Source organism: Aquicella lusitana (genome assembly GCF_902459475.1).
Classification (GTDB): domain Bacteria; phylum Pseudomonadota; class Gammaproteobacteria; order DSM-16500; family DSM-16500; genus Aquicella; species Aquicella lusitana.
The window spans coordinates 453,066-478,520 of the sequence record NZ_LR699114.1 but is presented as its reverse complement, the minus strand read 5'-3'; the positions used below and the strand labels follow the sequence as shown (position 1 = coordinate 478,520).

Sequence of the window (25,455 nt, the reverse complement as noted above, 5' to 3'; positions counted from 1 at the left end):
TGGAAAACATGGCGCATGTCTCGATCTCGGGCAAAAGACTTGTAGCGTACTTTGCTGTTCTGCAATATTTTTCCGTCATTGCAATGACGGAAATTTTTAATGCAAACGCAAAACGGCGCAGTAGATGCGATTAAGATGCAAAAGCCAATTCAATTTTACTAGACATTCTTTTAACCAAGTCCCATAATTTGCCCCCTTCTTTTTATGATATGCTTTGGGAAAATACCCAAACATTTTGTGGGGGATTATGAATTGGACAAAAACGTTGTTGAACTGCGCGGCGTTTACAAGACTATACACGACCACGAGATTCTGCATGACATCAATCTCGAAGTGCGTGAAGGCGAATTTTTAACGCTACTGGGACCTTCCGGTTGCGGAAAGACTACATTGCTTCGTCTTATCTCCGGTTTTGAAGAACCCACTCAAGGCACCCTTATTATCGATAATAAAACCGTCATCGGCCTGCCTCCCCATCAAAGGCATGTGCACACGGTTTTTCAAAGCTATGCCCTGTTTCCCCACATGAGTGTTTTTGAAAATGTAGCGTTTGGATTGCGCTGCCAGAAAGTACCGGCGGATGAAATCCGTACGCGAGTGGCGGAAGTTTTAAAGATGGTCAAGCTGGAAAAATTTGCCGAACGCAAACCAAACCAGTTAAGTGGCGGCCAGCAGCAGCGTGTTGCGATCGCCCGTGCAGCGGTCAACCGCCCGCGCGTGCTTTTGCTTGATGAACCGCTGTCCTCATTGGATTATCGGCTGCGCAAGACCATGCAGATTGAATTGAAGCAGTTGCAACGTACGCTGGGCATTACGTTCATCTTCGTGACGCATGACCAGGAAGAAGCCCTCTCAATGTCAGACCGCGTTGTGGTCATGCATGACGGCCGCATCGAACAGGTCGGCACGCCGCGCCAGGTTTATGAAGAACCACAAAATCTCGTGGTGGCAAAGTTCATCGGCGAAGCCAATATTTTTGAAGGTGAAATCGTCAATGCCAATGGCAATAAACAGGTCGTCGTCAATGTGTTAGGCAAAGCACTGACAACCAGGAGTGCACGCACCTTTACGATAGGTGAAAAAGTCCATGTGCTCGTCAGGCCCGAAGACGTGCGCGTATGGAACCAGTCTGAAGTGGATAACACCAGTGACATGTTTGCCGCAACCGTTGAAGAAGTCATTTACAAAGGCACGACCGTTGATTTGATGGTGCGCCTGTCTAACAATAAAGTGGTCGCCTCCACCGAGTTTTTTGATGAAGACGATGATCGTCTGGAATATAAGCTTGGCGAACAGGTTTGGGTAAATTGGACACCGGGGTGGGAGGTCATCTTGCCTCATGAAGCCTGATAACCATTTCAAACATTTTTCGTTAACCGTCGTCTGGTTTTGGCTGTTTCTCTTTGCCTTGCTACCATTCTGTCTTGTGATCGCAGCCAGTTTTATGGGGCATAGTGATGAACACTTAATTCAATTGCCGCTGACACTCGACAATTATCGGCAGCTCAACAATGCCATTTACATTCGCATTTTTGAAAAATCCTTTTTGATTGCCGGTTTTTCCACCTTGTTATGCCTTGTCATCGGCTATCCTTTCGCTTATATCATTGCCCGGCTACAAGGACCCTGGAAGAACTTTTTGCTCTTGCTGGTCATCATTCCCTTCTGGACCAGCTCGCTGATTCGCAGCTATGCCCTGATCGCCATTATCAAGGCAAAAGGCATTTTGAATTCCCTGCTCATTTTGCTGGGCATCATTGATCACCCGCTCTCCATTTTATTTACCAATTCGGCAGTGATTATCGGGCTTGTCTACAACCTGCTGCCTTTCATGATCCTGCCTATCATGACCAATGTCGAAAGGCTGGATAACCGCCTGGTCGATGCGGCGCGCGATCTGGGTGCGAACCATTTCACAACGTTTAGAAGAGTCATTATTCCCCTGACCATGCCAGGCATTATCGCTGGCTGCATACTGGTTTTTTTACCTGCCATGACCATCTTTTATATTCCGGATATCCTGGGCGGCGCAAAATCCATTCTGCTCGGCAATCTTATTCAGAACCAATTTTTAATTGCTGAAAACTGGCCATTGGGATCCGCTGTGAGTGCCGTCCTGACAATCGTACTCGCCACGTTGATCCTGATTTATCTTTGGGTATCACGCGGCAGCAAACGGCGGGAGTTACTATGAAACTGAAATCGCTTTCCGCATCTTCCTATCTTTCATTGGTCTATTTGTTTTTCTATATACCAATCATTATCCTGATTGTGTACTCTTTCAATAACACACAATACTCCCTACTCTGGCATGGCTTTACCCTCCGCTGGTATACCGAATTATTCGAAGACAGTGATTTGTGGATTGCCACATGGCATTCTTTTTTTCTAGGTTTTGCTGCCGCCACCATCGCTACTTTCGTCGGCATGCTCGCTGCAGTCAGTCTCTATCGCTATCGGTTTCTGGGGCGAAATTTTTTAAACGGGCTAGTCTTCATTCTGATTTTATCGCCCGAAATTGTGACCGGCGCTTCGTTCCTGATTTTATATACGCTGATTAAACTTGAGCTGGGTTTTTTCACTCTGCTGTTGTCGCATATCAGCTTTTGCATCCCTTTTGTCATTGTCACGCTTTACAGTCGTCTCGCCAGTTTTGACCGCAATATTTTCGAAGCCGCCAAAGATCTGGGCGCGACCGATGGCGTGATTTTTATGCGCATTTTCCTTCCCCTGCTGCTGCCCGCTCTCATGGCAGGCTGGCTGCTCAGTTTCACGCTTTCGCTGGATGACGTGATTATCAGTTATTTTGTGTCCGGTCCTGAGTTTGAAATCCTGCCGTTACGCATTTACTCCATGGTGCGTTCAGGCATTAAACCCGAGATCAATGCACTTTGCTCGGTCCTCTTTGGCGTGACACTGCTCTTCATTGTCCTGTCTCAATTGGCATTAAGGAAAAAAGCATGAAACTCTTTTACCGCTTGCTCCTTGTCATGGTCATGCTCCTGCCCATGCAGGCTTTTGCCCAGCAAAAGATCGTTAATGTATATGCCTGGACAGGCGAAGTGCCGGAATTCATTGTTCGCCAGTTCGAAAAAGAGACTGGCATCAAGGTTAATTTTTCGACCTATGAAAATAATGAAATCATGTATACCAAATTGCGCGCAACCAAAACGGCGAGCTATGACGTGGTCATGCCATCCAGCTATTTTGTAGACCGCATGAGTAAACAGCACATGCTGGAAACGCTGGATAAAAGCAAATTGCCTAACTGGAAAAACCTGAATCCTTCTTTTCTGCATCCAGCCTATGATCCGTCTTCACAATACAGTGTGCCGTTTATTTGGGGTGTCACAGGCATCTTTGTTAATAGCCGTTACTTTGCACCGAACGGTGTAAGCAAATGGACAGACCTTTGGAGTCCGCAATACAAAGACACGCTGATGCTGCTCGATGATACGCGTGAAGTTTTTTCCATGGCATTATTATCTCTCGGTTATTCTGCCAATGATAAAGACCCCGAACACATTAAAGCTGCTTTTCTTAAACTCAAAGAGCTAATGCAAAATGTCAAAGTGTTCTCCACTGAGACAGTCGTTTCCATCATCATTGACGAAGATGCCACGCTTGGGATGGCCTGGAACGGCGACACATTTAAGGCAGCCCAGGATAATTCACAAGTAAAATTTATCTATCCCAAAGATGGGTTTGTCATCTGGGTAGATACTTTTGCCATTCCAGCGAATGCCCGACACAAGAATGAAGCGTATGCTTTTATCAACTTCATGCTGCGTCCGGATATTGCCAAAGCAATCGCCATCGCAACCAGTTTTCCCATCACTAACCTGGCCGGTCAAAAACTGCTGCCTGAAGCGATTCGCAACAACCCCACCGTTTATCCTCCCAAGGAAATTTTGCAGCACGGTCAGTTTCAAATCGATGTGGGTGAAGAAACGCTCGCGCTGTTTGAGCAATATTGGGAAGAATTGAAAATGAGCGGTTAACGCTTATTTTTAATTTGCTCTTCCAAAAAAGCGTCTATTTTCCACAAAGGATTTGAACGATCCACAGGCAAAAAGAATCTTGGCTGCTCATATCTTTTAGGTGGATGTTCCTCCGAATCAACAACCTCGATGGGCGAAAATGTCAGATTACGCGGCCTGGCTTCCTGCGGCTTGGTCGTTACTTCTGTTGTTTTCGTTGGCGTCGGTGCAGCAAACAATTGAAAGTTGTTCCTTTTAGGCGGAGCTTCTTCCGAATCGATGACTAGAATAGATGATGTGCCTAACGCTATCATTGAAGGGAAGCCTTGCATGGGATTTGAGGAATAAATGCCAGTAACGTCGTCAAGGACATTACCTGTTGCGAGCGTTTCTTCTTCGACATCATTCTGACTATTTATTTGGGTTTTTTCTGCAGGAAGGGAAAAAGAAGAAGGCACTGTTTCTAGTTGCCCAACAGATAAGTTGTCATTCTTGTCTGCTTGTTTTGCTTTTGCTTTACGCTTTTGAAGCGTGGCATATTTTACGACCCGCTTTTCGAAAATAGCTATTTTTAAATCTTCTCCTGAAAGCGTAGTTTTCTTTTCGCTATAAATATCCATCCAACGGCTGGCATACCAATGGTGATAGTTTGTTACCGTTTTGTTTTGAATGGCTTTCAATAGTGCCTCATGGTCAAGGAATAAATTCTCGCCGGTCAGTCGATCAACAGGACGATGTTTATACCAGTAATGATAAGACACTTCTTTTTTATTGGAGAATGTGTCAACAAACTCATCCAGGATGCTGTATCCAGTACTGGGATCCCAGTAAAAAATCTGGTCTGATCTTTTTTTATGTTTTTTCATGCCACTCTCCCCGTTTTTAAATTTATTATCTCTCTATCAGGTAATATTCACCTTCATCATAATATAAGGATTATAAACTTCAGTCTTGAAATCGAACTTCTGGTAAAGGCCGTGCGCGTCCTCGGTCATTAAAAACCAGCGGAAAATGCCGCGCAGCTGGTAATGGTCGAAGATGTATTTCAACAAGGCCTGGCCCACACCCTTGCCTCGGTGGGGTTCGTCAATGAACACATCCCAAAGCGAAGCGAATTCCGAATGATCACTGATTACTCGGGAAAAGCCCACCTGTTTGCCCTGGTAAAAGACGCTAAAACACAGCGAATTTTCAATGACCAGGGGGAAGCGTTCAGGCGGCAGGCCCGTGGAGTACCGTGAAGGAATGCAGAGCAGTTTATACAGGTATTCAAGATCGAGCTTTTTCTTGTTGGCGGTAAATGTATAGTCACGAAATACGCCGTCTGGGTAAGTTGATCGGTAGGTCATGGTTTGGTCAGCTCTTTACAAGTAAGTTGGCATCTTTTTAGCATCAGTATAGAATATCGCAGCGATTCAGAAGAATCATTATATACATGAGGAGCAAAATCATATGAAACGAATCTTGACAGCTCTTGTTGTCATTCTTTGCAGCGTCAGCTTGATTGGCTGCGAAAGCATGACCAAACAGGATATGGGCGTAGTCACTGGCGGTGTGGCCGGCGGTTTATTAGGCAGCACAGTTGGCCAGGGTAGCGGCCGGGTATTAGCCATCGCAGCAGGAACGATTGCGGGCGCCTTGATTGGCGGTGCCATTGGTAAAAATATGGACGATACCGACAAGCTGAAAATGAACCAGGCGCTGGAAAGCAATAACGTAGGCCAGCCTGCTTACTGGAGCAACAACAATAGCGGCGCCACCTATCAGGTGACTCCGACCAAGAATGTAACCGTAGACGGCAATCCTTACTGCCGCGAATACCGTACAGTCGCAAATATTGGCGGTAAAAAGCAGCAAATGTATGGCACAGCCTGCCGTCAGCCGGATGGTTCATGGCAAGCGGTTAGCAACTAAATAATAATAAAAACGATTGCCTTCGCCTGCACTCGTTGCGGACGAAGGCGCCACTTAAGCCCTCTTCTGAGGGCTTTTTCTTTCCATTCTCAAGCGTAGCGAAGCAATCCAGGTTTTTCGGCGCTGGTTATCGGGAAACATTGTAATAACATCTCATAAACTGGACTTCGGCCATTTTACAAAATGCTCGATAATGCTGTCATCCTGAGAGCGTTTTTTTTGCTCGAAGGATCTCCCGATGTACAAAAGGAGATCCTTCGCTTCGCTCAGGATGACAGTTTTGTGAACGCTTTTCAAAAATGGCCAAAGATCGGGCATGACACATTTATTAACAACACGTGATGCTTTATTGTTAATGCCCTGCGCACAAGCTAAGCTTGTGCTTGCATTACAATGGCTTGAAGGATCAGGAGACTATGTCAAAAAATAAACTCAGCTTCTGTTGTCAGACCTGTGGCACGCTTTATCCCAAGTGGTCAGGCCAATGTACGGGATGCGGCGAGTGGAACACGATTGTGGAAGAAGTAAACCAGGCTTCTGCCCCTTCCTCCCGTTATCAGGGCTATGCCGGCCGGGAAACAGCCATGACACGCATGGCGGATGTGCAGTTGGATGATGAAATCCGTCTTCCCTCAGGCTCACAGGAATTGGACCGGGTATTGGGCGGCGGAATTATTATGGGGTCGGCCATCCTCATTGGCGGTGATCCGGGCATTGGCAAATCAACCATTTTATTGCAAACCGTTGCTCACTTGAGCCAATCACTCAAAGTCCTATATGTCACAGGTGAAGAATCCCCGCAGCAGATCACACTGCGGGCAAGAAGGCTCGGGTTGCCCGAAGATCAGGTCTGGTTATTTGCGGATACGCACGTTGAAAACATCCTTGCCCACGTTCAAAAAGAAAAGCCCCGTGTGCTCGTAATTGATTCCATTCAAACCATGCATACCTCTCTCCTTTCTTCTGCACCAGGCTCAGTGGGCCAGGTGCGCGAAAGCGCGATGCAACTGGTCAATTATGCCAAGCAGTCGCAAACCGCGCTTTTTCTGGTAGGCCATGTCACCAAGGAAGGCAGCCTGGCAGGGCCGCGTGTGCTTGAACATATGGTGGATACCGTTTTGTACTTTGAAGGGGAGCAAGACAACCGTTACCGCATGATACGCGCGGTCAAAAACCGGTTTGGCGCCGTGAATGAACTGGGTATTTTTGCAATGACAGAAAAAGGACTCCGTGAAGTCAGCCATCCTTCCGCCATTTTCCTTTCGCGCTACGCCCAACCTGTTTCTGGGAGCATTATAACCGCGACCAAAGAAGGTTCACGTCCGCTGCTGGTAGAAGTCCAAGCATTAGTGGACCAAAGCCATATCGCCAATCCCCGCAGGCTTTCGGTGGGACTCGAAACCCAGCGCCTTTCCATGCTGCTGGCTATTCTAAATAGACACAGCGGCATTTCTACCCATAGCCTCGATGTTTTTTTAAATGTAGTAGGCGGCTTGCAAATTTTTGAGACGGCAGCTGATCTGCCTATTCTTTTCGCCATTCTCTCCAGCCTGCGCAACCGCCCGCTTCCACATGATCTCATCGCCTTTGGCGAAGTGGGCCTCGCCGGTGAAATACGGCCCGTTCCCGGCGGACAGGAACGGCTAAAAGAAGCAGCAAAGCACGGGTTTAAAACAGCCATTGTTCCACATGCCAATGCTGTCAAAAAAACGTTGGATGGTATGAAGATTATCCCCGTGCAGACGTTAAAAGATGCTGTCGAATACTTTCAAGCAATCTAAGCAGCAGCCCGATCATTTAAATTGATTCCTACAGCTTGCCACAGGAACCGTTTAGTAATCGGGTTTCTTTTTTTTGCTAATTAACGGAGAACTCGCTTGCCAGTACAAAACTGACAAGCTGGTTTTACATTGATTGCTACTAGCTCAGCAACTCATCGAGTAACACTGCCAGTCTGTACCCTGCGAGCGCTGCTCGCTGCTGGGCAGTCTGTTTGCCATTATCGATATAACCTGATATGGGCGGCAAGTTTTCCGGTGTATTATAAACATTAGCCTTCGCCGTTGCGACACCTTCCTGTGCCCAGTTATCCGGGTTAAGATCGTCTATCTGTTTATCAAAATAATCTTTTGGATAGCGCGCTGTGATTATTGCAGCAAGTGAAGCTGCATTTTCCTTAGTGGCGCTCTGCTCAAACAAGCCAACGCCTCCGTCCCACAAACGATGGAGATTGATACGATCATTATTATAACGAATAAAATACTGATTCCCGCCCTTGTCACCATCTGGATGCGCGGCTGAAATATAGCTGACGGTATGCAACGGCTGATGTAAATCGCCGACAATATGCACCAAAAAGGCAAGGAAACGTGCACGCTCGTAGGGATTCGCCTTATCGTTCTTAACAACCTTTTCAACGTTATTAAGCGCCCACACGGCGTTATCGGTATCAATCAAATTTTTAAGCGGTGTTCCATCATTGCTGAAAGCAATATCGATATAGTGCCAACGGGTATAGGTATCAATTTTTTGTGAGCGTATAGCATCTGGCCAGTAGGCGATATTCAGGAAAGACTCCATCTCAGGGTATTCACTGTGGAAATAGTCAACCAGTTTATCCGCTTTTGCACGCGCCGCAGGCGAAAGTTCCTGATAAGCAATCTGGGCTACCACCATGTGTCCCAGCGCATTCCAAGCAAAAGTAACGGATGGAAGAATTAAACTACAGAAAAAAACAGCAGCGATATATCTGACTATTCCCCATTTCATCGGCATGATCCCCAAAAAAGTTTTAGGGATGTTAGCAGGATGTTAGCGATTATCAAGCAAATTGAGAAAAGCCTTATCGCGACTTAAGCTTTGGAGCTGTATGGACTTGCATTGATGAGTTGATCCTCACCCTCAGCTTGCTCCTGGTATACGCTCGATGCTTCTGCTTTCTGGCCTTTGCTTGTAACTGCAGTCTCTTTTTGATTCGGCTCAACCAATGCTTTTCTACGCTTCTCCTGAGTAATGTAAAAGCTGGAGGCGGTCGTATTGGTTAAATGCGCCGCTTCCTGAATCGGCGCTGCGTCTTCTTGAAGTTCTTCTTCTTTTTTAGCGGTTTTTTTTCTTTTTGCGCTACCTGTTTTTTGTTGCATTTCTGCCGGCGGACTTACTCCAAAATCGTTATGCTGGTTATCAAGCTGTTTTAAACACACATTTAACTTTGCGCCAGATAATTTGTCGATCGCGGTTGGCATATGCCTTTTTTCCATGATTTCATGGGTAAAACAACGGTTATTGGAATCGATCGAAAAATAATCTCTTAATTCGCCAAACCCATTGAATACTTCACGAATCTCTCCTTTACCTGGGGACAAAGGAAATGCGAGATTTAACCACGGATCCATAAAAAACCGATCTGCCACAATGATAACAAAGTGATTGTCAAAATAAGCAAGCTTCAGTGAAACGGGTTTTCCCTCATAGGTAAGCCCATATTTAGTCAAATTGTGTAACATGGACAAAAAACCAAAATAGGCTTTTTCCTGGCAATTACCTGCTTCAAGCGAGACAACAAACTGCACAATCTTTACGATTTTTTCTAACCAGGACAGTTTGTCATCAGCGAGAATGCGCTCTTCTTCCTGCTGAACGACACCAACGATGTCTTTGGTAGCCTCGGCATCAGAAGGTAAATCAGAGGAACAAATTTTCTGTGCGAGCGCATTCGCTTGATTGAGCACATCCCAGATTTTGCGCTCTTCGTCAGTTAAGTCATTCAATAACAAATCATTTATTTTTGCCACGCGCTTTTTGATTTTGTCCACCTGGGATTCAGTCAGGAGAGCGTATCTGTTTACGTGCCTCGTGCTCGGTTGGCTGGACGCTACCACTGGAATAACAGGGGTTGGCTGCTGGACATATTGAGTGTCCTGTATCTGCGATTTGTTTTTTAGTTGATTAAAACCGGCCAAGAGATCGCCGTAATCAAATTTGCGCTGCATGATTATTCACCTGGGCATATGATTAAATCGCCATCATAACTGAACAACATTAATGCATTATTAATGAATTTGAGCCAATAATATTGGCAAACTGTTGCCTTCGGGAGAGTGTTCATGGTACTAATGAGGGCAGCTTACAATTTTTTTTGAAAACAAGAAGTTATGCCTAAGAATCAAGCGATTTTCCGAATTGCCCAAGAAGTCACGGAATATATCTACCAGGCTATTCATGCCTCTAATTTGGCAGATAAAAACCATAACAGGCTCTTTGAGCCGCTGGTTAAATTAAGCCAGGATGCCTGCGATGCGATATTAGGCCAAAGCGAGATAAGCGCTTTAGAGAAACTTTCTCTGTGTGCCCGCGAAGTTGAAAGGTTTGGCGGGGGTAATTGCTTACTGAAATGCATTATGGGTTTGGATTATTTGTTGAAATGCTACGTCTTAACTGGTTTTTCGGATTATTTTCAATGTATTCCCGTCGCTATCTGGACCACGGCACGGCATGCTTTTATTATAGTTAACGATGAAATCAAGTGTGATATCCTGTTTGGCAAAACAGAATATATAAAAGGCAATTTCAAAAAAGATGACAGGCTGAGCGAATATTTTGGCATACGCGCTAATTGGTATTGTTATGCTGATGATGCCCTTGATCTTGACTCTACCCGTTTCACAGAAACATTATTCTCTAACATCACCCAACGAACCTGCACGGATTCCGTTTTAAAAAAAGACTTGTTCAATAAATTAATCACTTCTCTTCAACAAAACAAACCGCTCGACCCGATCCCGCCGACGCCCCTCTTTTCAAATTTTGGCAAGCAAATTAAGAAACGATCGAGGATGGACTCAAGCACCTCTGAACAAAAAGAAAATGAGGAATCTTTATCGTCTGGGTTAAAAACCGAAAAACATTTCAAAGGTCTTTAACTGGACTCTGGCCATTTTAACTAATCATTTCAATATTCGGCCGCGGTGTCATGCGTGTCAGAATTTCATAAGCTGAGGTATTGCAGTGCTGTGCGATGCGTTCTACAGGCAAACCTTTACCCCACAATACAACAGGGTCTCCAATGCTGGCTTGCGGCTGGTTACGCAAGTCTACCGTCAGCATATCCATTGAAACGCGGCCTGCCAGCGGACATTCCACACCTTTCACCAGCACCGGCGTGCCATTCTGGGCAAACTGAGGGTAGCCATCGCCATACCCTACGCCTACGACTCCCACTCGCATATCTTCAGGTGCCGTCCATGTACCGCCATAGCCTACTTTCCCGCCTTTCTTGACTTCTGTAATCGCGATGAGCCGTGACCATAGCGTCATGACAGGTGCTAAACCATGATCCAAGCCCGTCTTATCAGCAAAAGGCGAAGCCCCATATAGCATGAGCCCCGGCCGCACCCAATCTCCATGCGCATTGGGCCACGCAATAATGCCTGCTGAATTGCAAAGGCTGCGAGGGCCTGGCAAATGGGCCGTGGCTTGATTGAAGACTTCCACCTGGCGAGGGGTTGCCATACTGTCTGCCCTGTCTGCTTCGGCAAAATGCGTCATTAACCCTATGGGTTTTTTAACCGATGCCGCCGCCGCAAGGCGCGCGTATATTTTCTCCGTCTGCGCAGGGTCAATCCCCAGCCGGTGCATGCCCGTATTAATTTTGAGCCAGACCGAAAGCGGTTTTACCACTTGCGCTTTTTCCAGCATTTCCACATGCGGCAAATGATGGACGACCAGCGTAAAATCATGCCGCACGGCTTCCGTCAATTCTTCGGGATAAAATAAGCCTTCGATCAATACAATTGGCTTGGTGATACCAGCCTCCCGCAGCCTGATGCCCTCTTCAAGCGAAGCCACTCCTAAAGCAGCTGCGCCCGGGAGTGCGCGTGCCACACTGACTACCCCATGTCCATACGCATTAGCTTTAACCATTGCAATAATAAAACGATCAGGCGCCAAGTCACGCACACGTTCAAAATTATGCGTCAGTGCGGAAAGATCAATGGTCATAAAAGTAGGACGGCTCATCTTAAACCCTGCTTTTTAACGAGACGAGCCTTCCCTACAGCAAACCGAGGACAGTGCGAAAGTACTATTTGTAAAATCATCATAGACTGTGTTAATAACCTGGTTGACGAACAAAATTTTCAAAGCATGTATATTGACCCATAAAGGTTAAACGTACTTTGCCTATAGGGCCGTTACGCTGTTTGGCAATAATGATTTCCGCTGTCCCTTTATCAGGACTATTTTCGTTATAAACTTCATCACGGTAAATAAAGACAATCAGGTCAGCATCCTGTTCAATTGCACCGGATTCTCTTAAATCTGACATCACTGGACGCTTATCTGCACGTTGTTCCAGTCCGCGATTTAACTGGGACAGGGCAATCAGAGGCACATTTAATTCTTTTGCCATGCTTTTGAGTGAGCGGGATATTTCCGAGATTTCAGCTGTACGGTTTTCTCCGCTTCCCGGTACCTGCATAAGCTGAAGATAGTCGACAACAATCAGTCCCAATTGCCCATGCTCTTTGGTCAGCCGCCTTGCTCTTGCTCGCATTTCTGCAGGACTTAAGGCTGGCGTATCATCGATGAAAAGTGGCGCTTCGGAAAGCATGCTCACAGTCGAGCTAATGCGCGGCCAATCTTCATCCGCCAGCTTGCCCGTGCGAATGCGCAACTGATCGATGCGGCAAAGCGAGGACAACAAACGCATAACGAGAGCTTCACCCGGCATTTCCATACTGAATACCAATACCGGCAAGCGGCTTTTGATCGCCACATGCTCTGCGATATTCATGGCAAGACCGGTTTTACCCATGGAGGGCCGTCCAGCAATAATGACGAGATCAGATGGTTGTAAACCGGAGGTCATATTATCGAAATCATGGTAACCCGTGGGCACCCCCGTAATGGAGGAGTTGGAATGAAACAGGGTATCAATCCTGTCCATCGTCTTGGTTAAAAATTCTTTAATATTGATCGGCCCGCTTCCGCGCGAACCCTGTTCTGAAATAGAGAAAACACTGCGTTCTGCTGCATCAAGCAATTCAGTAATACTGCGCCCCTGAGCATTAAAAGCGCTTTCTGTAATGGTACCGGCAGCTGAAATGAGTTGCCGCAAAATCGAGCGCTCACGCACAATATCCGCATAGGCAGCGATATTGGCAGCACTGGGTGTATTATTCGCCAACTCAAAAAGATACACTTCACCGCCTATCTGATCGAGCTCATGCAGTTCGCGCAGAACTTCAGACACTGTCAGGACGTCAATAGGCTTGTTCTGCTCAACGAGCCGCGCCATGGCACCATAAATCTGGCGGTGCTGGTTGCGGTAAAAATCCTCCGCACGTAACCGGTCAACCACCTGGTCCCAGGCCCGGTTATCAAGCATTAACCCACCCAGCACAGACTGCTCTGCCTCAATAGAATGAGGGGGGACTTTGATTGAATCCGGATTTCTCATGCGTACGGCGGATTGGCGTCTGGTTAATAAGGCATCGGTCATATTTGCGTGCTTTATGCTGTATGAATGATAATACAGCGGATTTTCGCATTATTGCGGTGAATTGTCCAAAGGGTGTTTCAATGGCGATTTTGTTGCCTTCCTGCAGCTAGTGCCCTGCCTCTCACGTCATTGCGAGCATAGCGAAGCAATCCAGGGTTTACAATACTGTCATCCTGAGCGAAGCGAAGGACCTCCCGATGTGCAAAAGGAAATCCTTCGCTTCGCTCAGGATGACAGTATTGTGAAGTCTGTCCATTTTGTTTGTTGGCCACGATAAATTACTGGTTTAAGTGTAATCATTTTATAATTTTTTATTTTTTAACGAAGGGCGGGTTAATGACGGAAAGAGAGGCTTGTAAAGAAGCGATGCCGCCGTAGCAAAAAGAGATTGTACAGGCAGTGGGGAGAAAACTAGCCACGTATCACAAAAAACAGGTTAAAAACCCGATAAGCGTAAACGCAGGAAAAAACCTCAGGGCAATGGCGTGTTAAGACAACACGCCCGGCCCGTCAGTTATTAACTTTCAGCAACTACGTTAACCTTGACTATCGCAGTCACGTCGCTCTCTAGTTCTACGATAACCTCGTGCTCACCCAGCATGCGCAGGGGGCCTTCTGGCAAACGTATTTCACGTTTTTCAACCGCCACACCCAGCTTGTTTAATGCTGTCACGATATCACGCGTTCCGATCGAACCAAACAGTTTGCCTTCTTCTCCCGCCTTAGCTGAAAGTGTGATAGCTGCCAATGAATTAATGGTCTGCTGTCTCTCTTCTGCCTGACGGTGTTTTTCAGCCGCAACTTTTTCAAATTCGGCCCGGCGCTGTTCAAATTTAGCGATATTATCTTTATTCGCATAAACTGCTTTGCCCTCTGGAATCAGATAATTCCGGGCAAACCCAGGTTTAACCTTCACTTTATCGCCTAATAAACCCAAGTTGCGAATCTTTTCAAGTAAGATAACTTCCACCTTCTTACCCCCTCTTTTATCAATATTTTCTAAACCTTACTAACCCGTTTCCGCATATCCAGCCATATATCAGCCAAGGCCAGAACAGCGATGAATATCATGCTTGTTGGCAACGAGATAACCAGCGTGACATATAATAGCAATATCCAAAACCATCTGCTTGATGCGCTCATCAACCTGAACAAATAATGAATCAGGCTGAGTCCGGCTGCACCGAACAGGATATAAAGGATTGGCATTATATCCAAGACAACGCTATTTCCCAAATAAGAAAGCACCAGGCTGACGATAAATAATACACCTGCCAAGGAGCTCAGCCGGATACTCTGGAGTTCCCTGCGCATGCTGCCAGGCGCATAAAGCACCGCCTGCCACCATCGAGCAATAATCAGCTGGAGAATGCCATTAAACAGAATGCCCGCAACAATCAGTCCCGATGCGTACTGTTTGGTAATGTTAATGGACTCAAGCTGCGTATCACCTGGAGATACCGGCGCCTTTAATATACCCGCCGTCATCGCCTGCGCTTCCGCATAATAGGATTGCAGCTGGCTTGCCCACCAGTCTGCTATATCTGGAAAAACCAGATGAATCACACTGACGACCAGCACACCTGTCAACGCGCCTAGCTGGAGTATCGTGCTCCAGCTCGCTTTCCTGCGCAGCATCACTGCAAATACCCATGTCAGGATATTGCTGAATACCGCCACACTGACGGCAGCCCATACCACAATTTCGGGTGATGCCGCTTCATGCCCCGCCACAAAAAAGCTGATGACATAAGGCAACGTGGCTGCAACAGTCAATACTGCGCCTTCAGCAATGCTTTTACGCAGTGTCATAAACGCAGCAATCAGTATTCCGACTATACCAATAATAGGTATAAACGTAATAACGAACGCGAGCGCTATCGTTTGCCAACGATGATCCAGTAAATAATTTGTAAACCGTTGTAACCACATTCGGGCAGCTGCATTAATGTCTGTCGCAATAAGGCAATAACGCGAGGAAACGTGCCAGCTTCACTGCCTTTGCTAGTTTACGTTGATAATGCGCTTTCGTACCGGTGATACGGCTGGGTACGATCTTGCCATTTTCCATGATAAATTTTCTCAGCAAATTGACATCCTTATAATCAATTTCCTTGATCTTGTTTGCCGTGAAATAACACATTTTTTTACGACGAAAATAAGCCGCCATGATCTTTTCTCCCGCTCTAAATTAGTTTGATTTACCGCGTGATTCTTCACCTTCTTCTGTCTCGGCTTTCTTGCCGCGAGTAGCGTCTGCATCGAAGGAAGGCACATCCAGGTCGCCCCGGCTGTCTTTTTCCTTGGAGATAGGCGAGGCTTCGGTAACAGCACGGTCAACACGCAGGACCATATTACGAATCACTGCATCGTTATAGCGGAAGTTATCGCTTAATTCGTCAACGGTTGCCTGATCGCACTCAATATTCATGAGCACATAGTGAGCCTTCATGACCTTATTGATAGGATAGGCAAGCGGTCTACGTCCCCAATCTTCGAGACGATGAATTTTGCCTTTGCGTTGAGAAATCAGGTTGTTATAACGTTCAATCATCGCGGGCACTTGCTCGCTTTGATCAGGATGAACGAGAAATACGACTTCGTAATGTCGCAGTGTTTCATTGCGCTTCATAAAAGCTCCTCTCGGTTTATTAGCTTTACCCAACCGCGGGAAAGCAAGGAGATACCCAAATTGTAAGGGGAGCAATTGTACGGAAGAAGCGGGCCTGTTGCAACAGCATTACCGTTCTTTGTTATGCCAGGCTAAGAAGGTGCAGCCCTTTCTGGACAGCGGGTCGTTCAAGAATGGTATGGTGCCAGCGCTGCAGGCATGGATAGTCAGTAAGATCAATGTGTTGCCTTTCATGTGCGTGAATCCAGGGGAAAATGGCCATGTCCGCAATAGAGTAATCCCCTGCAAAATAGCGCTCTTTCTCCAGCTGCTGCTCCATGACGTGGTAAAGCCGTCTGGCTTCATTAGCGTAACGTTCAATCGCATAAGGCACCTTTTCTGCCGCAAAATGCAGAAAATGATGCAACTGACCCAGCATGGGGCCCACCCCGCTCACCTGGAACATCAGCCATTCGATGGCTTCCATGCGCCGACAGGGGTCAGAAGGGAGAAATCGGCCTGTCTTCTCTGCCAAATACAACAGGATAGCGCCTGATTCAAACACGCGGAAAGGCCGGTGATGAGGTCCTTCCTGATCAATGATAGCGGGGATTTTGTTGTTGGGATTAATTTTCAGGTAAGCGGGTTGATACTGTTCTTGCCGGGTTAAGTCAATTGGATGCACTTGATAAGGCAACCCCGTTTCTTCCAGCATGATAGCGACTTTATGTCCATTGGGCGTTTTCCAAGTATAAAAATCTATCATGCGTCATCTCCGTCACTGGTTATTCGCACTATAATATTTTTATTAGAAAAAAAACACAGTTTGCTTGACAAAGCCAGCCAAAAACTTCGAGAATATGCGACCGTTGTTCCTGGGAATCTTATCCTGGACAACATCCGAAAAATCGTTGGCTATGTAGCTCAGCTGGTTAGAGCGCGGCACTCATAATGCTGAGGTCGGTGGTTCGAGTCCACCCATAGCCAGATGAATTTGAGTTTTCCCCCATTCATACTAGCCTTTAAGAGAGTGCGCTGCGCGAAGTCTACGTCCTCTAAGTTCCAAAACTCATAAGCCAGGCATTGAATCAGCTTTATCTTGCAATTGAAGCCTTCCTTCAATTCAACACTTATTTTTTTGCTGGATACCTGGTGGTACACCGCATTACAGAACAGAGATTGTTTAAGAATTAATGTTATTATTGTGATGAACCAAGGTTTTCATAGGTGCTTCGATGGCTGAGTTATTAAATGATTTTTTAAATATGCAATTTATACTTGGCATTATTATTGCAATAGGCTATTTCACGCTTTTGATAGCTGAACAGCGATGGCCTTTACGAAAACGAATGCATTCATTATTGCCGCGTATATTAATTAATTTTACCTTTACAGCGCTCGTTTATATTGTTGCAAGCGCATTAATAAGCCCGTTAGCAAAATTCACTATCGACATGACACAAACCCATACATTCGGGCTATTACCATTATTACCCATTCAAGGCCTTCCGCATTTTATATTAGGTTTTTTATTAATGGATCTCACCTTTTATTATTGGCATCGGATGAATCATGTCATTCCTTTATTATGGCGATTTCATAATGTACATCATGTTGATCCAGACTTAGACGTAACAACATCCATGCGGTTTCACTTTATAGAAATAGCCTACTCGAGTATTTTCAGATTAATCCAACTTGGCTTAATTGGCATAGATCCACTAACATTTTTCTGCTACGAATTCGCCTTTCAAGGCAATACATTTTTTCAGCACAGCAATATTAAATTGCCGATTCGCCTTGAGAGAATGATTAATAAAATAATTGTGACGCCTCGAATGCACGGCATTCATCATTCTAATTATCTAGACGAAACCAATCGTAACTATGGTGTAGTATTTTCGTTTTGGGATCATTTGCATAGAACAATAAGGCTTAACATTCCGCAACAATCTATCACGATCGGCGTACCAGCTTATCTTAAACCGTCAGATAATACTTTCATCAACTTACTGTTAATGCCATTTAAACCACAGCGCAGGTATTGGCAAGCCAACAATGAAAAATATATCAGCCGCATTTCAGAGCAATCTGACAAGCACCTTGGTTATTTAGCTGAGTAATGGGCGTGATTTTTTTCCTAATCAGGGAGCGAAGAAGCAGAGTTATTTTAATACCTAAGGCTGGTGGTTCAAGCTACCAGCCTTAGGATTGGGTTTTCTTTATTACGATGACATTCCCAGCAAATTTTAATTTCTGGTTTTCCACTCCGGCCTGATAATAGAACAGACAAGTGAGGCAGGCGATTTGTTGGAAGTGTAGTACAAGCCAGCCGGTGGACGGCAGCGGTAGTAATAGTAGTTATAGTAAAATTTTCTGTCATACCAGCTTTCGGGCCATTCGCAGTCACTCGCGACAACTTTGTTTTTACAGCCCGAAGGAGATTTGTAATAACATTTGCTTTTCCACCGATCGGAATAATAACCATAAAACCCGCCTATGGATGTATTCGAGTTTAAGCTATGGTGCCAGCTAGAGTCAGCGGTATCACATCTTACATCCTGCCCCCCGTAATAAGCATCGCATTGATAGCCTGCGGCAACATAAGCAGCATAAGTGGATGCAGTAATGGGATAAGACGCATAGGGCGGGTTGCTATTCCATGTGACCTCGGATTGCATGTTAAACTGCGTCACCTGTGCATAACCTACTGGGCAGATGGGTGATTGCGTACTTAAGACCTGAGTGACACTGCCAATCGTCTGATCCACCACCTTTCTCGTCACCGTACAAAGCGACGGACAGGTCGCGCTGGACCCACCGGGAGGGTAATTGCCATTAATATCGGGACAGATTGGCGTCTGATTTGCAACCGATGGATTACTGGGATCGCCTGGACAACTGGGAAGATTGCTGTATTCTTCATCACTGATCGGAATATTCGGTGTAATCTGTCCGGGATATTTTATTGTCGATTGACTAGGGGAAAGAGGTGTCACACTCGTGCTGCTCGCCTTTGTTGAAGTCGGCAATTGTTGAGACGTTGGTGGTGTTTGGCTTAAACCAACAGGCGAAAAAAACAGCGGTATAATCAGAGCCGCTATTTGCGTCAACCCCTTCATTTTATTCAAGTTCATGTGGTTACACCTTCACAGTGATTAATAGACTCCATCCTGCTTGATATATATTCTATTTTTAATTTTAGCATATCTTTGTATATATAATGGCTCCTTGCCAAGACACCCATCCTAAGGCTTGTATCCATTCATTAATTTGTTTTTCTTAGTTATTTCAGCTATAAAATTTAATGGGATCACTCATCTAGCTCAAAGGAAATCAGCTATGGCTACCTCACTCAAAAAAATCATCGGCTCAGTATTATTACTATCTGCCATGTCTGCCGTTGCCGCCCAGGAAGGGCAAATGACCTATAAGCAGCGCCAATTGCCAGATGGTAGTGTAGAAACGGAATACAATGGCCCAGATGGGTCAAAAATGAGACAAGTGCAACGCGCCAATGGTGTGGTTGAAACCTATGTAACCGATGCACAAGGTAACTCAACGATTACGACCCAACACCCCGGTGGGCAAGTAGAAGTGAAAACCAAGGGACCTTGAAATACATGTGAGCGCAAAGCTAATTAAATCTGCGCCACACCGGATTCAATCGCAGCTTTTGCAACAGCAGAAGAAACTTTTTCTTTAAGACGCGGATCCGTGGGCTTGGGGATTAAATAAGCTGGACCAAATACAAGACCCTGCTCTATGCCATAGGCTGCAAGCACTTCTTCGGGTATCGGCTCTTTGGCTAACGACCTGATCGCATGCACAGCCGCCAGCTGCATAGGCTCATTAATGGTAGTTGCGCGCACATCCAACGCACCGCGGAAAAGATAGGGAAAGCATAATACGTTATTGACCTGATTGGGATAATCACTACGCCCGGTGGCGAGAATAACATCATCGCGCACGCGCAAAGCTTCTTCTGGCATGATTTCAGGAATAGGATTGGAAAGCGCAAAAATAACCGGATTTTTAGCCATGGTTTTAACCATATCTGGCGTCACCAGGTTAGGACCCGATACGCCTATAAACACATCCGCATGCTGCATGGCGTCTGCCAGTGTGCGCTTTTCTGTTCTGATCGCAAATTCTTTTTTCTGCTCGTTTAAATCCTGACGGCCTATATGAATGACGCCTTCACGATCGATCACAAATAATTTTTCAAGGCTCGCGCCCAGTTTGCGTAACAGCCGCATTGTCGCAATACCGGCTGCGCCTGCGCCAAGGCAAACGATATTTGCAGCTGATAATTTTTTGTTTTGTATCTCCAGCGCATTCAAAAGCGCCGCTGCGACGACAATGGCGGTGCCTTGCTGATCATCGTGCAAGACGGGAATGGAGAGGCGTTTTTTTAGTTCCGCTTCCACATAAAAGCACTCTGGCGCTTTGATATCTTCAATATTAATGCCGCCGAAAGTGGGCGCAAGCCGGGCGATGGTATCGACCAGATCCTGCTGATTGTTACAGTCTATTTCGATGTCATAAACATCAATATCGGCAAAACGCTTAAAAAGGGCAGCCTTTCCCTCCATGACCGGCTTACTGGCAAGCGCCCCCATATTCCCGAGGCCTAATACGGCTGTGCCATTGGAGATCACAGCGACCAGGTTCCCCTTGTTCGTATATTGGTAAGCTTTGGCAGGGTCTTGGGCGATTTCTTTGACAGGTTCGGCAACGCCGGGCGAATAAGCCAAGGAAAGATCATATTGCGTTGTCATGGGTTTTGACAGAGCAATACGAACTTTTCCTGGCGTTGGGTGAGCATGATAATCAAGCGCTGCCTGGCGCAACACATCAGACATAATTTTTTATTAATCTTATAGTTATAAAAGCTTACTTATCGTCAGCTTTTTTAGTTTCCTTGCCTTTCAAACCATACTTCTGGCGGAAACGATCCACACGGCCGGCGGTATCCACAATCTTTTGTGTGCCGGTATAGAAAGGATGGCAGGCAGAACAAACTTCAAGCGACAGCTGATCTTTACCTAAAGTTGATTGCGTCACGAACGTATGGCCGCAGCTGCAGACAACTTTAATTTCTTTATATTCTGGATGGATATTTGGCTTCATGACCTCAGAACCTCTTAAAATAGGCGGGCATAATAACGAAGAATCACTGACTAATCAAGCAACCAGCGACCTTAAGTGATCCACGTTTACTAATGATTATAGACAAATAATACACAACTGTTTAATATTGCTTCAATTTATTAAAAATTAAAAACTAAGACCTTATTTTATGCCATACCTTAAGCATATTCTCCAATACGGCTTTTTTGCAGTAATGGCGCCGCTTTTTTCTGCTTTTTTTGCCCGTACTGTCATCGAAAATACCGGATTTATCTTTTCGATACCTGCCGGCCAAATGCTGCCTCTGTTTCCCTGGGTATATGGCCTATGCGCCAGCTTGCTGTATGCAATCATCTTTTTTCAACAGAATAACCACGCGCCCCAAAAACCATTTTTGCTCGGCTTCCTGGCTTTGCTGGCTTCGCTGTTAACGCTTTTCGTTTTATTTAAAATCGCCCCGTCCGATCTGGTTTTTATTTTAGGGGTCTATAGTGTGACCACTTGCGCGCTGTTCCTGCGTAAAAAATTCAAATCCACTCTCCGGGCTGCTACCCCTCCTCCCGATGGAGTTTATTTTACTTTGTCACCCTTCAAACTGTGCATCGTCTATCTCTTCACATTCAGTTTATTTAAATATTTTTGGTGGTATAAAAACTGGCAACACATCAAGCAACGAGATGGAAGCAAACTCTCACCCCTGTTTCGATCCCTGTTCGCCGTTTTCTATTATGAAAACTTTCTAGATGATGTTAATAAAACCAGCGAACAACATGGCGTGCGTGGTCTTAAATATAGTTCGGCCCTGACCAGCTATTATATTCTTCTTGTTATTGGCGCCCTCTTTATTACTGCATTAACGCTTGCCTATCGCCTTTTAGGCTTGCAGTTATATCGGCCCTCTTCAACCCTGGTCAGCACATTTAATGTGGCTATTTTTATCCTCGCCATCATTATCTATATTGCGCCTCAGTTGGCTATTAATCGTCTGAACAATAAACTTTTTCCTCACGCACCGAGAAAAAAAATGCCTGTGGCCATGACCATATTTACCTTGATTGGCCTCACCCTTTGGTTTCCGGTAATGACAAAATTGGCCTTTGCCAACCGCTCTAATACCAGCAATGCCTTTATCCTCTACGATTATGGTTATTACCAATCCGCCTATAAAAAAGCAGCACCACAGGCTTACGAGGGTGATGCTGCAGCAAAACTGCTGTTAGGTAAAATGTATTTCTATGGTAAAGGTGTCACTCAGGACAATGATCAGGCTGAACGCTGGCTGGAAGATGCCGCAATTCACGGCAACACAGAAGCGCAGTATTTACTGGGAACCTTCTATGAATACGGTCTCAATGGCATAAGAGATTATAAAAAAACCGCCCTGTGGTTGCAAAAAGCCGCTGACCAAGGGCATGCCTTTGCTGCAAACGATCTGGCAGGGCTATATATTTCAGGCAAAGGTGTTAAAAAAGACCTGCAAAAAGCGCTCGCCCTGTATCAACAGGCAGCGGCAAAGGGTGATGGTTATGCAATGTATAATCTCGGATTGTACTATGTGAAAGATATTCCCACACCGCGCTACACGATTGCCGCCAGCTGGTTTGAAAAATCCATCAAGGCACGTCCTAATGCCTGTGCTTATAATGATCTGGGCATGCTCTATGCTGCAGGCCGTGGCGTGCCGCACGATACAGCCACGGCAGAAAAATTGTTAAAGCAGGCAGGCCAGCAATTATTGATGGAGTATGCAGATGATATTTTTAATCAGGCGTCTTTAACAAAAGATGACGAATTTACCGATCCTGTTCCGGCTTTTGTGCAATATCAATATGCTGAAGCCAGCAAGAAAAAATTAAACAACACTGAATTCGAAAAAAAATATCCGCCGGCTACGTTGCGGCTGGCTAAAAACATGTCGAAGAAAATTGCCGGAATGTGTTGGGATTAAAACTCTCAGATAGAAAATTCCGCTATCACCGGCACATGATCCGAAGGGCGCTCCCATGTTCGCGGCGCTTTATCTATCTCACATTTCACGCATTGCGGAGCAAGCGCATTACTCGCAAGAATATGATCAATGCGCAAACCCATATTGCGTCTAAAGGCGCCTAATCGATAATCCCACCACGTGTAGCTTTTTTCGGATGGCGAATGCAATCGGAAGCAATCCTGAAAACCAACCTTCAGCATATTGCGAAAAGCATTGCGTTCCGGTTCACTAAATAAAACTTGTCCCTCCCATAATCGGGGATCATGCACGTCAATTTCTTCCGGAGCAATATTAAAATCACCTAGGACAATCATACGGTCATATTTTTTTAGCTCTTCCTTCAGAAAAGCATCCAGTTTATTAAGCCAGTTGAGTTTGTACTGGTATTTCTCTGAACCGACCCTTTCTCCGTTAGGCACATAGAGATTCAGGATACGAATGCCGTCAATAGTAGCACCCAGCACACGGCGCTGATGATCATCCAGTTCAGGGATATCGGTAATCATTTCCGTTGTTTTTTCACGGCTAAAAATGGCAACACCATTATAAGTTCTCTGCCCAGCGAAAATCGCTGTGTAACCTGCTTCGTGAATGGCATCCAGTGGAAAATCCTCATCTGGCAGTTTGGTTTCCTGCACCGCAAGCACATGCGGCTCGACGTCACGCAGCCAAGTCAGCACGTGCGGCAAGCGCACACGCAATGAATTGACGTTCCATGTTGCAATTTTAAATATTGGCATGTGTGTTCCTCTCAATCAGCCAGTGATTTTTCTAAATTGCCCTGCGGGAGGATCGTGCGAGAAAAAAAGGATCAGGGCAGACGATGGAAGCCTGCCCTGTCTTGCTCTACAAACTATAATAAAGATCGAATTCAACTGGGTGCGTTGTCATATTGAGGCGTGTTACTTCTTCCCGTTTAACTTCAATGTATGATTCGATCAACTCTTTGGTAAACACACCGCCTTCCAACAAGAACGCATGGTCTTTTTCCAAACTGTCGAGCGCCTGCTCCAGTGAAGAACAGAGGCTTGGGAAAGCTTTGACTTTCTTGGGCGGTAAATCATAAAGGTTTTCATCCACTGCCTTACCAGGGTGAATCTTGTTGCGAATGCCATCGAGACCAGCCATGAGCATGGCGGGGAAAGCCAGATAAGGGTTTGCCAACGCATCCGGGAATCGCGCTTCAATGCGTTTTTCCTTCTCGTTGAACACACGTGGAATACGAATACCGGCTGAGCGATTGCCTTCAGAATAGACCATGGTAACAGGCGCTTCAAATCCGGGCACCAGTCGTTTATAGCTGTTGGTGCTGGGATTAGTGAAGGCATTTAAGGCTCGGGCGTGCTTGATGATACCGCCAATGTAAAACAGTGCCATCTCAGACAGCCCTGCATAACCGTCGCCAGCAAACAGGTTTTTGCCACCGCTTGAAAGTGACTGATGGCAGTGTAATCCGCTTCCATTGTCACCAACCAGGGGCTTGGGCATGAAGGTGACTGTCTTGCCATGGGCGTGGGCGATATTCTGAATAACATATTTAAAAATCAGCATTTCATCCGACTTGTGCAGAAGGGTGCTGTAACGAGTGGTAATTTCGTTCTGGCCGCAGGTTGCCACTTCATGATGATGCACTTCGGGTACCAGCCCCATCTCTTCCAGCGCGACACACATGGCGCTGCGTAAATCATGGGAAGAATCGACTGGAGGAACCGGGAAATAGCCGCCTTTGATACGCGGACGGTGTCCCATATTGCCGCCCTCCACCATCGTGCCCGTGTTCCAGCTCGCTTCATGGGAATCAATTTTGTAAAAGCAGCTGTTCATCTGGATGTCCCAGCGGATGTCATCGAAGATAAAAAACTCGACTTCCTGACCAAAGTTACAGACTTCGGCAATGCCCGTCGAAGTCAAATAAGCTTCGGCACGTCTTGCTACCGCTCTGGGATCGCGCACATAGGGAGCCTGGGTCGCAGGATCATAGATGTCACAGCGTATAATCAGTGTGGGTAATTCGCAGAAAATATCCATGACAGCGGTGGATGCATCAGGAATTAACAGCAGATCCGACTCATTAATATCCTGCCAGCCGCAAAGCGATGAACCATCGAACGCTTTGCCATATTTGAAAAATCCGTCATCGATCTTGCTTTTTGGAAGGGTCACGTGATGCTCCTTGCCGCGCAAATCGGTAAAGCGCAAGTCCACGAAGTCGACGTTGTTCTCTTCCATGATTTTTTTGATCTGCTCTTTCCCCTGCGTATCAATGCGGCGTGAAAAAGCTGTTTCCGTTTTGGTTTCCGTTCTTTCTCTCATTTCGACGCTCATGGCA

General features: G+C 45.9%; 26 protein-coding genes and 1 tRNA gene. 11 read left to right on the top strand and 16 right to left on the bottom strand.

From position 1 onward, the window contains the following. Positions 1-252: 252 nt before the first annotated feature. Genes potA through AQUSIP_RS02210 form a run of 4 tightly spaced genes read left to right on the top strand, consistent with a single transcriptional unit; the run spans position 253 to position 4,001 of the window. Positions 253-1,350, top strand: a complete 1,098-nt coding sequence (potA, locus tag AQUSIP_RS02225) for a spermidine/putrescine ABC transporter ATP-binding protein PotA (protein WP_114834096.1) — start codon at positions 253-255, stop codon at positions 1,348-1,350. Next, positions 1,340-2,194, top strand: a complete 855-nt coding sequence (potB, locus tag AQUSIP_RS02220; RefSeq protein ID WP_114834066.1) for a spermidine/putrescine ABC transporter permease PotB — start codon at positions 1,340-1,342, stop codon at positions 2,192-2,194. Before potA ends, potB begins: the two co-directional genes overlap by 11 nt. Next, complete coding sequence (gene potC / locus AQUSIP_RS02215; protein ID WP_114834067.1) at positions 2,191-2,964, top strand: spermidine/putrescine ABC transporter permease PotC; 774 nt, start codon at positions 2,191-2,193, stop codon at positions 2,962-2,964. Before potB ends, potC begins: the two co-directional genes overlap by 4 nt. Next, positions 2,961-4,001, top strand: coding sequence for an ABC transporter substrate-binding protein (locus AQUSIP_RS02210; RefSeq protein ID WP_114834068.1), 1,041 nt, complete (start codon positions 2,961-2,963; stop codon positions 3,999-4,001). Before potC ends, AQUSIP_RS02210 begins: the two co-directional genes overlap by 4 nt. Here the strand turns inward: AQUSIP_RS02210 and AQUSIP_RS02205 are convergent. Both AQUSIP_RS02205 and AQUSIP_RS02200 read right to left on the bottom strand, forming a co-directional pair. Beyond that, positions 3,998-4,846 (bottom strand): hypothetical protein, encoded by an 849-nt coding sequence (locus tag AQUSIP_RS02205; RefSeq protein ID WP_114834069.1) that lies wholly within the window; start codon positions 4,844-4,846, stop codon positions 3,998-4,000. The genes AQUSIP_RS02210 and AQUSIP_RS02205 overlap by 4 nt on opposite strands. Positions 4,847-4,882: 36 nt before the next feature. Beyond that, positions 4,883-5,329, bottom strand: coding sequence for a GNAT family N-acetyltransferase (locus AQUSIP_RS02200; protein WP_114834070.1), 447 nt, complete (start codon positions 5,327-5,329; stop codon positions 4,883-4,885). A 103-nt stretch (positions 5,330-5,432) separates the two neighbouring features. Here AQUSIP_RS02200 and AQUSIP_RS02195 point away from each other — a divergent pair, with 103 nt between their 5' ends. Together AQUSIP_RS02195 and radA are read left to right on the top strand one after the other, a co-directional pair. Continuing rightward, positions 5,433-5,894, top strand: coding sequence for an RT0821/Lpp0805 family surface protein (locus AQUSIP_RS02195; protein WP_114834071.1), 462 nt, complete (start codon positions 5,433-5,435; stop codon positions 5,892-5,894). A 416-nt stretch (positions 5,895-6,310) separates the two neighbouring features. Then, complete coding sequence (radA, locus tag AQUSIP_RS02190; RefSeq protein WP_114834072.1) at positions 6,311-7,675, top strand: DNA repair protein RadA; 1,365 nt, start codon at positions 6,311-6,313, stop codon at positions 7,673-7,675. A 139-nt stretch (positions 7,676-7,814) separates the two neighbouring features. Here radA and AQUSIP_RS02185 read toward each other — a convergent pair whose 3' ends face one another. Beyond that, on the bottom strand, positions 7,815-8,663 hold the full coding sequence (locus AQUSIP_RS02185) for a S1/P1 nuclease (protein WP_170131773.1): 849 nt from the start codon (positions 8,661-8,663) through the stop codon (positions 7,815-7,817). A gap of 83 nt (positions 8,664-8,746) precedes the next feature. Further along, positions 8,747-9,883: a Ceg14 family Dot/Icm T4SS effector gene (gene ceg10 / locus AQUSIP_RS02180; protein WP_114834074.1), complete on the bottom strand. Its 1,137-nt coding sequence runs from the start codon at positions 9,881-9,883 to the stop codon at positions 8,747-8,749. Positions 9,884-10,045: 162 nt separating this feature from the next. Here ceg10 and AQUSIP_RS02175 point away from each other — a divergent pair, with 162 nt between their 5' ends. Then, the gene (locus AQUSIP_RS02175; protein WP_114834075.1) at positions 10,046-10,813 is read left to right on the top strand and encodes a hypothetical protein; all 768 of its coding nucleotides are present in this window, start codon (positions 10,046-10,048) and stop codon (positions 10,811-10,813) included. A gap of 16 nt (positions 10,814-10,829) precedes the next feature. On the opposite strand, the gene alr is transcribed toward AQUSIP_RS02175, so the two are convergent. From alr to AQUSIP_RS02140, 7 genes are all read right to left on the bottom strand, one after another. Next, on the bottom strand, positions 10,830-11,909 hold the full coding sequence (gene alr, locus AQUSIP_RS02170; RefSeq protein ID WP_211310088.1) for an alanine racemase: 1,080 nt from the start codon (positions 11,907-11,909) through the stop codon (positions 10,830-10,832). Between the two features lie 91 nt (positions 11,910-12,000). Next, the gene (gene dnaB / locus AQUSIP_RS02165) at positions 12,001-13,350 is read right to left on the bottom strand and encodes a replicative DNA helicase (protein ID WP_114834098.1); all 1,350 of its coding nucleotides are present in this window, start codon (positions 13,348-13,350) and stop codon (positions 12,001-12,003) included. Positions 13,351-13,909: 559 nt separating this feature from the next. Further along, a complete protein-coding gene (gene rplI / locus AQUSIP_RS02160) occupies positions 13,910-14,362 on the bottom strand; it encodes a 50S ribosomal protein L9 (protein WP_114834076.1) in 453 nt (150 codons plus the stop codon). Between the two features lie 29 nt (positions 14,363-14,391). Then, positions 14,392-15,324: a YybS family protein gene (locus tag AQUSIP_RS02155; RefSeq protein WP_114834077.1), complete on the bottom strand. Its 933-nt coding sequence runs from the start codon at positions 15,322-15,324 to the stop codon at positions 14,392-14,394. A 13-nt stretch (positions 15,325-15,337) separates the two neighbouring features. Then, the gene (gene rpsR / locus AQUSIP_RS02150) at positions 15,338-15,562 is read right to left on the bottom strand and encodes a 30S ribosomal protein S18 (RefSeq protein ID WP_114834078.1); all 225 of its coding nucleotides are present in this window, start codon (positions 15,560-15,562) and stop codon (positions 15,338-15,340) included. A 21-nt stretch (positions 15,563-15,583) separates the two neighbouring features. Further along, on the bottom strand, positions 15,584-16,006 hold the full coding sequence (gene rpsF / locus AQUSIP_RS02145; RefSeq protein ID WP_114834099.1) for a 30S ribosomal protein S6: 423 nt from the start codon (positions 16,004-16,006) through the stop codon (positions 15,584-15,586). A 139-nt stretch (positions 16,007-16,145) separates the two neighbouring features. Beyond that, entirely contained in the window at positions 16,146-16,769 is a 624-nt protein-coding gene (locus tag AQUSIP_RS02140; protein ID WP_114834079.1) for a glutathione S-transferase N-terminal domain-containing protein, read from the bottom strand. A gap of 147 nt (positions 16,770-16,916) precedes the next feature. On the opposite strand from AQUSIP_RS02140, the gene AQUSIP_RS02135 reads away from it, so the two are divergent. Together AQUSIP_RS02135 and AQUSIP_RS02130 are read left to right on the top strand one after the other, a co-directional pair. After that, positions 16,917-16,990, top strand: a tRNA-Met gene (locus AQUSIP_RS02135). A 248-nt stretch (positions 16,991-17,238) separates the two neighbouring features. Beyond that, complete coding sequence (locus AQUSIP_RS02130) at positions 17,239-18,126, top strand: sterol desaturase family protein (protein ID WP_114834080.1); 888 nt, start codon at positions 17,239-17,241, stop codon at positions 18,124-18,126. A gap of 126 nt (positions 18,127-18,252) precedes the next feature. On the opposite strand, the gene AQUSIP_RS02125 is transcribed toward AQUSIP_RS02130, so the two are convergent. Continuing rightward, positions 18,253-19,140, bottom strand: coding sequence for a hypothetical protein (locus tag AQUSIP_RS02125; RefSeq protein WP_114834081.1), 888 nt, complete (start codon positions 19,138-19,140; stop codon positions 18,253-18,255). A 205-nt stretch (positions 19,141-19,345) separates the two neighbouring features. Here AQUSIP_RS02125 and AQUSIP_RS02120 point away from each other — a divergent pair, with 205 nt between their 5' ends. After that, entirely contained in the window at positions 19,346-19,621 is a 276-nt protein-coding gene (locus AQUSIP_RS02120) for a hypothetical protein (RefSeq protein ID WP_114834082.1), read from the top strand. A gap of 23 nt (positions 19,622-19,644) precedes the next feature. Here the strand turns inward: AQUSIP_RS02120 and AQUSIP_RS02115 are convergent, their stop codons facing one another. Further along, positions 19,645-20,871: a malic enzyme-like NAD(P)-binding protein gene (locus AQUSIP_RS02115; RefSeq protein WP_232058677.1), complete on the bottom strand. Its 1,227-nt coding sequence runs from the start codon at positions 20,869-20,871 to the stop codon at positions 19,645-19,647. Positions 20,872-20,899: 28 nt separating this feature from the next. Next, on the bottom strand, positions 20,900-21,136 hold the full coding sequence (rpmE, locus tag AQUSIP_RS02110; protein ID WP_114834084.1) for a 50S ribosomal protein L31: 237 nt from the start codon (positions 21,134-21,136) through the stop codon (positions 20,900-20,902). Positions 21,137-21,305: 169 nt separating this feature from the next. Between rpmE and AQUSIP_RS02105 the strand changes: the two genes are divergently transcribed. Beyond that, on the top strand, positions 21,306-23,084 hold the full coding sequence (locus AQUSIP_RS02105) for a tetratricopeptide repeat protein (protein ID WP_114834085.1): 1,779 nt from the start codon (positions 21,306-21,308) through the stop codon (positions 23,082-23,084). Between the two features lie 5 nt (positions 23,085-23,089). On the opposite strand, the gene xth is transcribed toward AQUSIP_RS02105, so the two are convergent. Both xth and glnA read right to left on the bottom strand, forming a co-directional pair. Further along, positions 23,090-23,860 carry an exodeoxyribonuclease III gene (gene xth, locus AQUSIP_RS02100; RefSeq protein WP_197737857.1) on the bottom strand — a complete coding sequence of 257 codons (771 nt, stop codon included), beginning with the start codon at positions 23,858-23,860 and terminating at the stop codon, positions 23,090-23,092. Positions 23,861-23,972: 112 nt separating this feature from the next. Next, a complete protein-coding gene (gene glnA, locus AQUSIP_RS02095; RefSeq protein ID WP_267896349.1) occupies positions 23,973-25,451 on the bottom strand; it encodes a type I glutamate--ammonia ligase in 1,479 nt (492 codons plus the stop codon). Positions 25,452-25,455 lie beyond the last annotated feature (4 nt).

What these genes read in the sequence shown, in the direction of transcription:
- potB (WP_114834066.1), top strand. Translation starts at nt 1,340, where the DNA reads ATGAAGCCTGATAACCATTTCAAACATTTTTCGTTAACCGTCGTCTGG.
- potC (WP_114834067.1), top strand. Translation starts at nt 2,191, where the DNA reads ATGAAACTGAAATCGCTTTCCGCATCTTCCTATCTTTCATTGGTCTAT.
- AQUSIP_RS02210 (WP_114834068.1), top strand. Translation starts at nt 2,961, where the DNA reads ATGAAACTCTTTTACCGCTTGCTCCTTGTCATGGTCATGCTCCTGCCC.
- AQUSIP_RS02205 (WP_114834069.1), bottom strand. Translation starts at nt 4,846, where the DNA reads ATGAAAAAACATAAAAAAAGATCAGACCAGATTTTTTACTGGGATCCC.
- AQUSIP_RS02200 (WP_114834070.1), bottom strand. Translation starts at nt 5,329, where the DNA reads ATGACCTACCGATCAACTTACCCAGACGGCGTATTTCGTGACTATACA.
- AQUSIP_RS02195 (WP_114834071.1), top strand. Translation starts at nt 5,433, where the DNA reads ATGAAACGAATCTTGACAGCTCTTGTTGTCATTCTTTGCAGCGTCAGC.
- radA (WP_114834072.1), top strand. Translation starts at nt 6,311, where the DNA reads ATGTCAAAAAATAAACTCAGCTTCTGTTGTCAGACCTGTGGCACGCTT.
- AQUSIP_RS02185 (WP_170131773.1), bottom strand. Translation starts at nt 8,663, where the DNA reads ATGAAATGGGGAATAGTCAGATATATCGCTGCTGTTTTTTTCTGTAGT.
- ceg10 (WP_114834074.1), bottom strand. Translation starts at nt 9,883, where the DNA reads ATGCAGCGCAAATTTGATTACGGCGATCTCTTGGCCGGTTTTAATCAA.
- AQUSIP_RS02175 (WP_114834075.1), top strand. Translation starts at nt 10,046, where the DNA reads ATGCCTAAGAATCAAGCGATTTTCCGAATTGCCCAAGAAGTCACGGAA.
- alr (WP_211310088.1), bottom strand. Translation starts at nt 11,909, where the DNA reads ATGAGCCGTCCTACTTTTATGACCATTGATCTTTCCGCACTGACGCAT.
- dnaB (WP_114834098.1), bottom strand. Translation starts at nt 13,350, where the DNA reads ATGAGAAATCCGGATTCAATCAAAGTCCCCCCTCATTCTATTGAGGCA.
- AQUSIP_RS02155 (WP_114834077.1), bottom strand. Translation starts at nt 15,324, where the DNA reads ATGTGGTTACAACGGTTTACAAATTATTTACTGGATCATCGTTGGCAA.
- rpsR (WP_114834078.1), bottom strand. Translation starts at nt 15,562, where the DNA reads ATGGCGGCTTATTTTCGTCGTAAAAAAATGTGTTATTTCACGGCAAAC.
- AQUSIP_RS02140 (WP_114834079.1), bottom strand. Translation starts at nt 16,769, where the DNA reads ATGATAGATTTTTATACTTGGAAAACGCCCAATGGACATAAAGTCGCT.
- AQUSIP_RS02130 (WP_114834080.1), top strand. Translation starts at nt 17,239, where the DNA reads ATGGCTGAGTTATTAAATGATTTTTTAAATATGCAATTTATACTTGGC.
- AQUSIP_RS02125 (WP_114834081.1), bottom strand. Translation starts at nt 19,140, where the DNA reads ATGAACTTGAATAAAATGAAGGGGTTGACGCAAATAGCGGCTCTGATT.
- AQUSIP_RS02120 (WP_114834082.1), top strand. Translation starts at nt 19,346, where the DNA reads ATGGCTACCTCACTCAAAAAAATCATCGGCTCAGTATTATTACTATCT.
- rpmE (WP_114834084.1), bottom strand. Translation starts at nt 21,136, where the DNA reads ATGAAGCCAAATATCCATCCAGAATATAAAGAAATTAAAGTTGTCTGC.
- AQUSIP_RS02105 (WP_114834085.1), top strand. Translation starts at nt 21,306, where the DNA reads ATGCCATACCTTAAGCATATTCTCCAATACGGCTTTTTTGCAGTAATG.
- glnA (WP_267896349.1), bottom strand. Translation starts at nt 25,451, where the DNA reads ATGAGCGTCGAAATGAGAGAAAGAACGGAAACCAAAACGGAAACAGCT.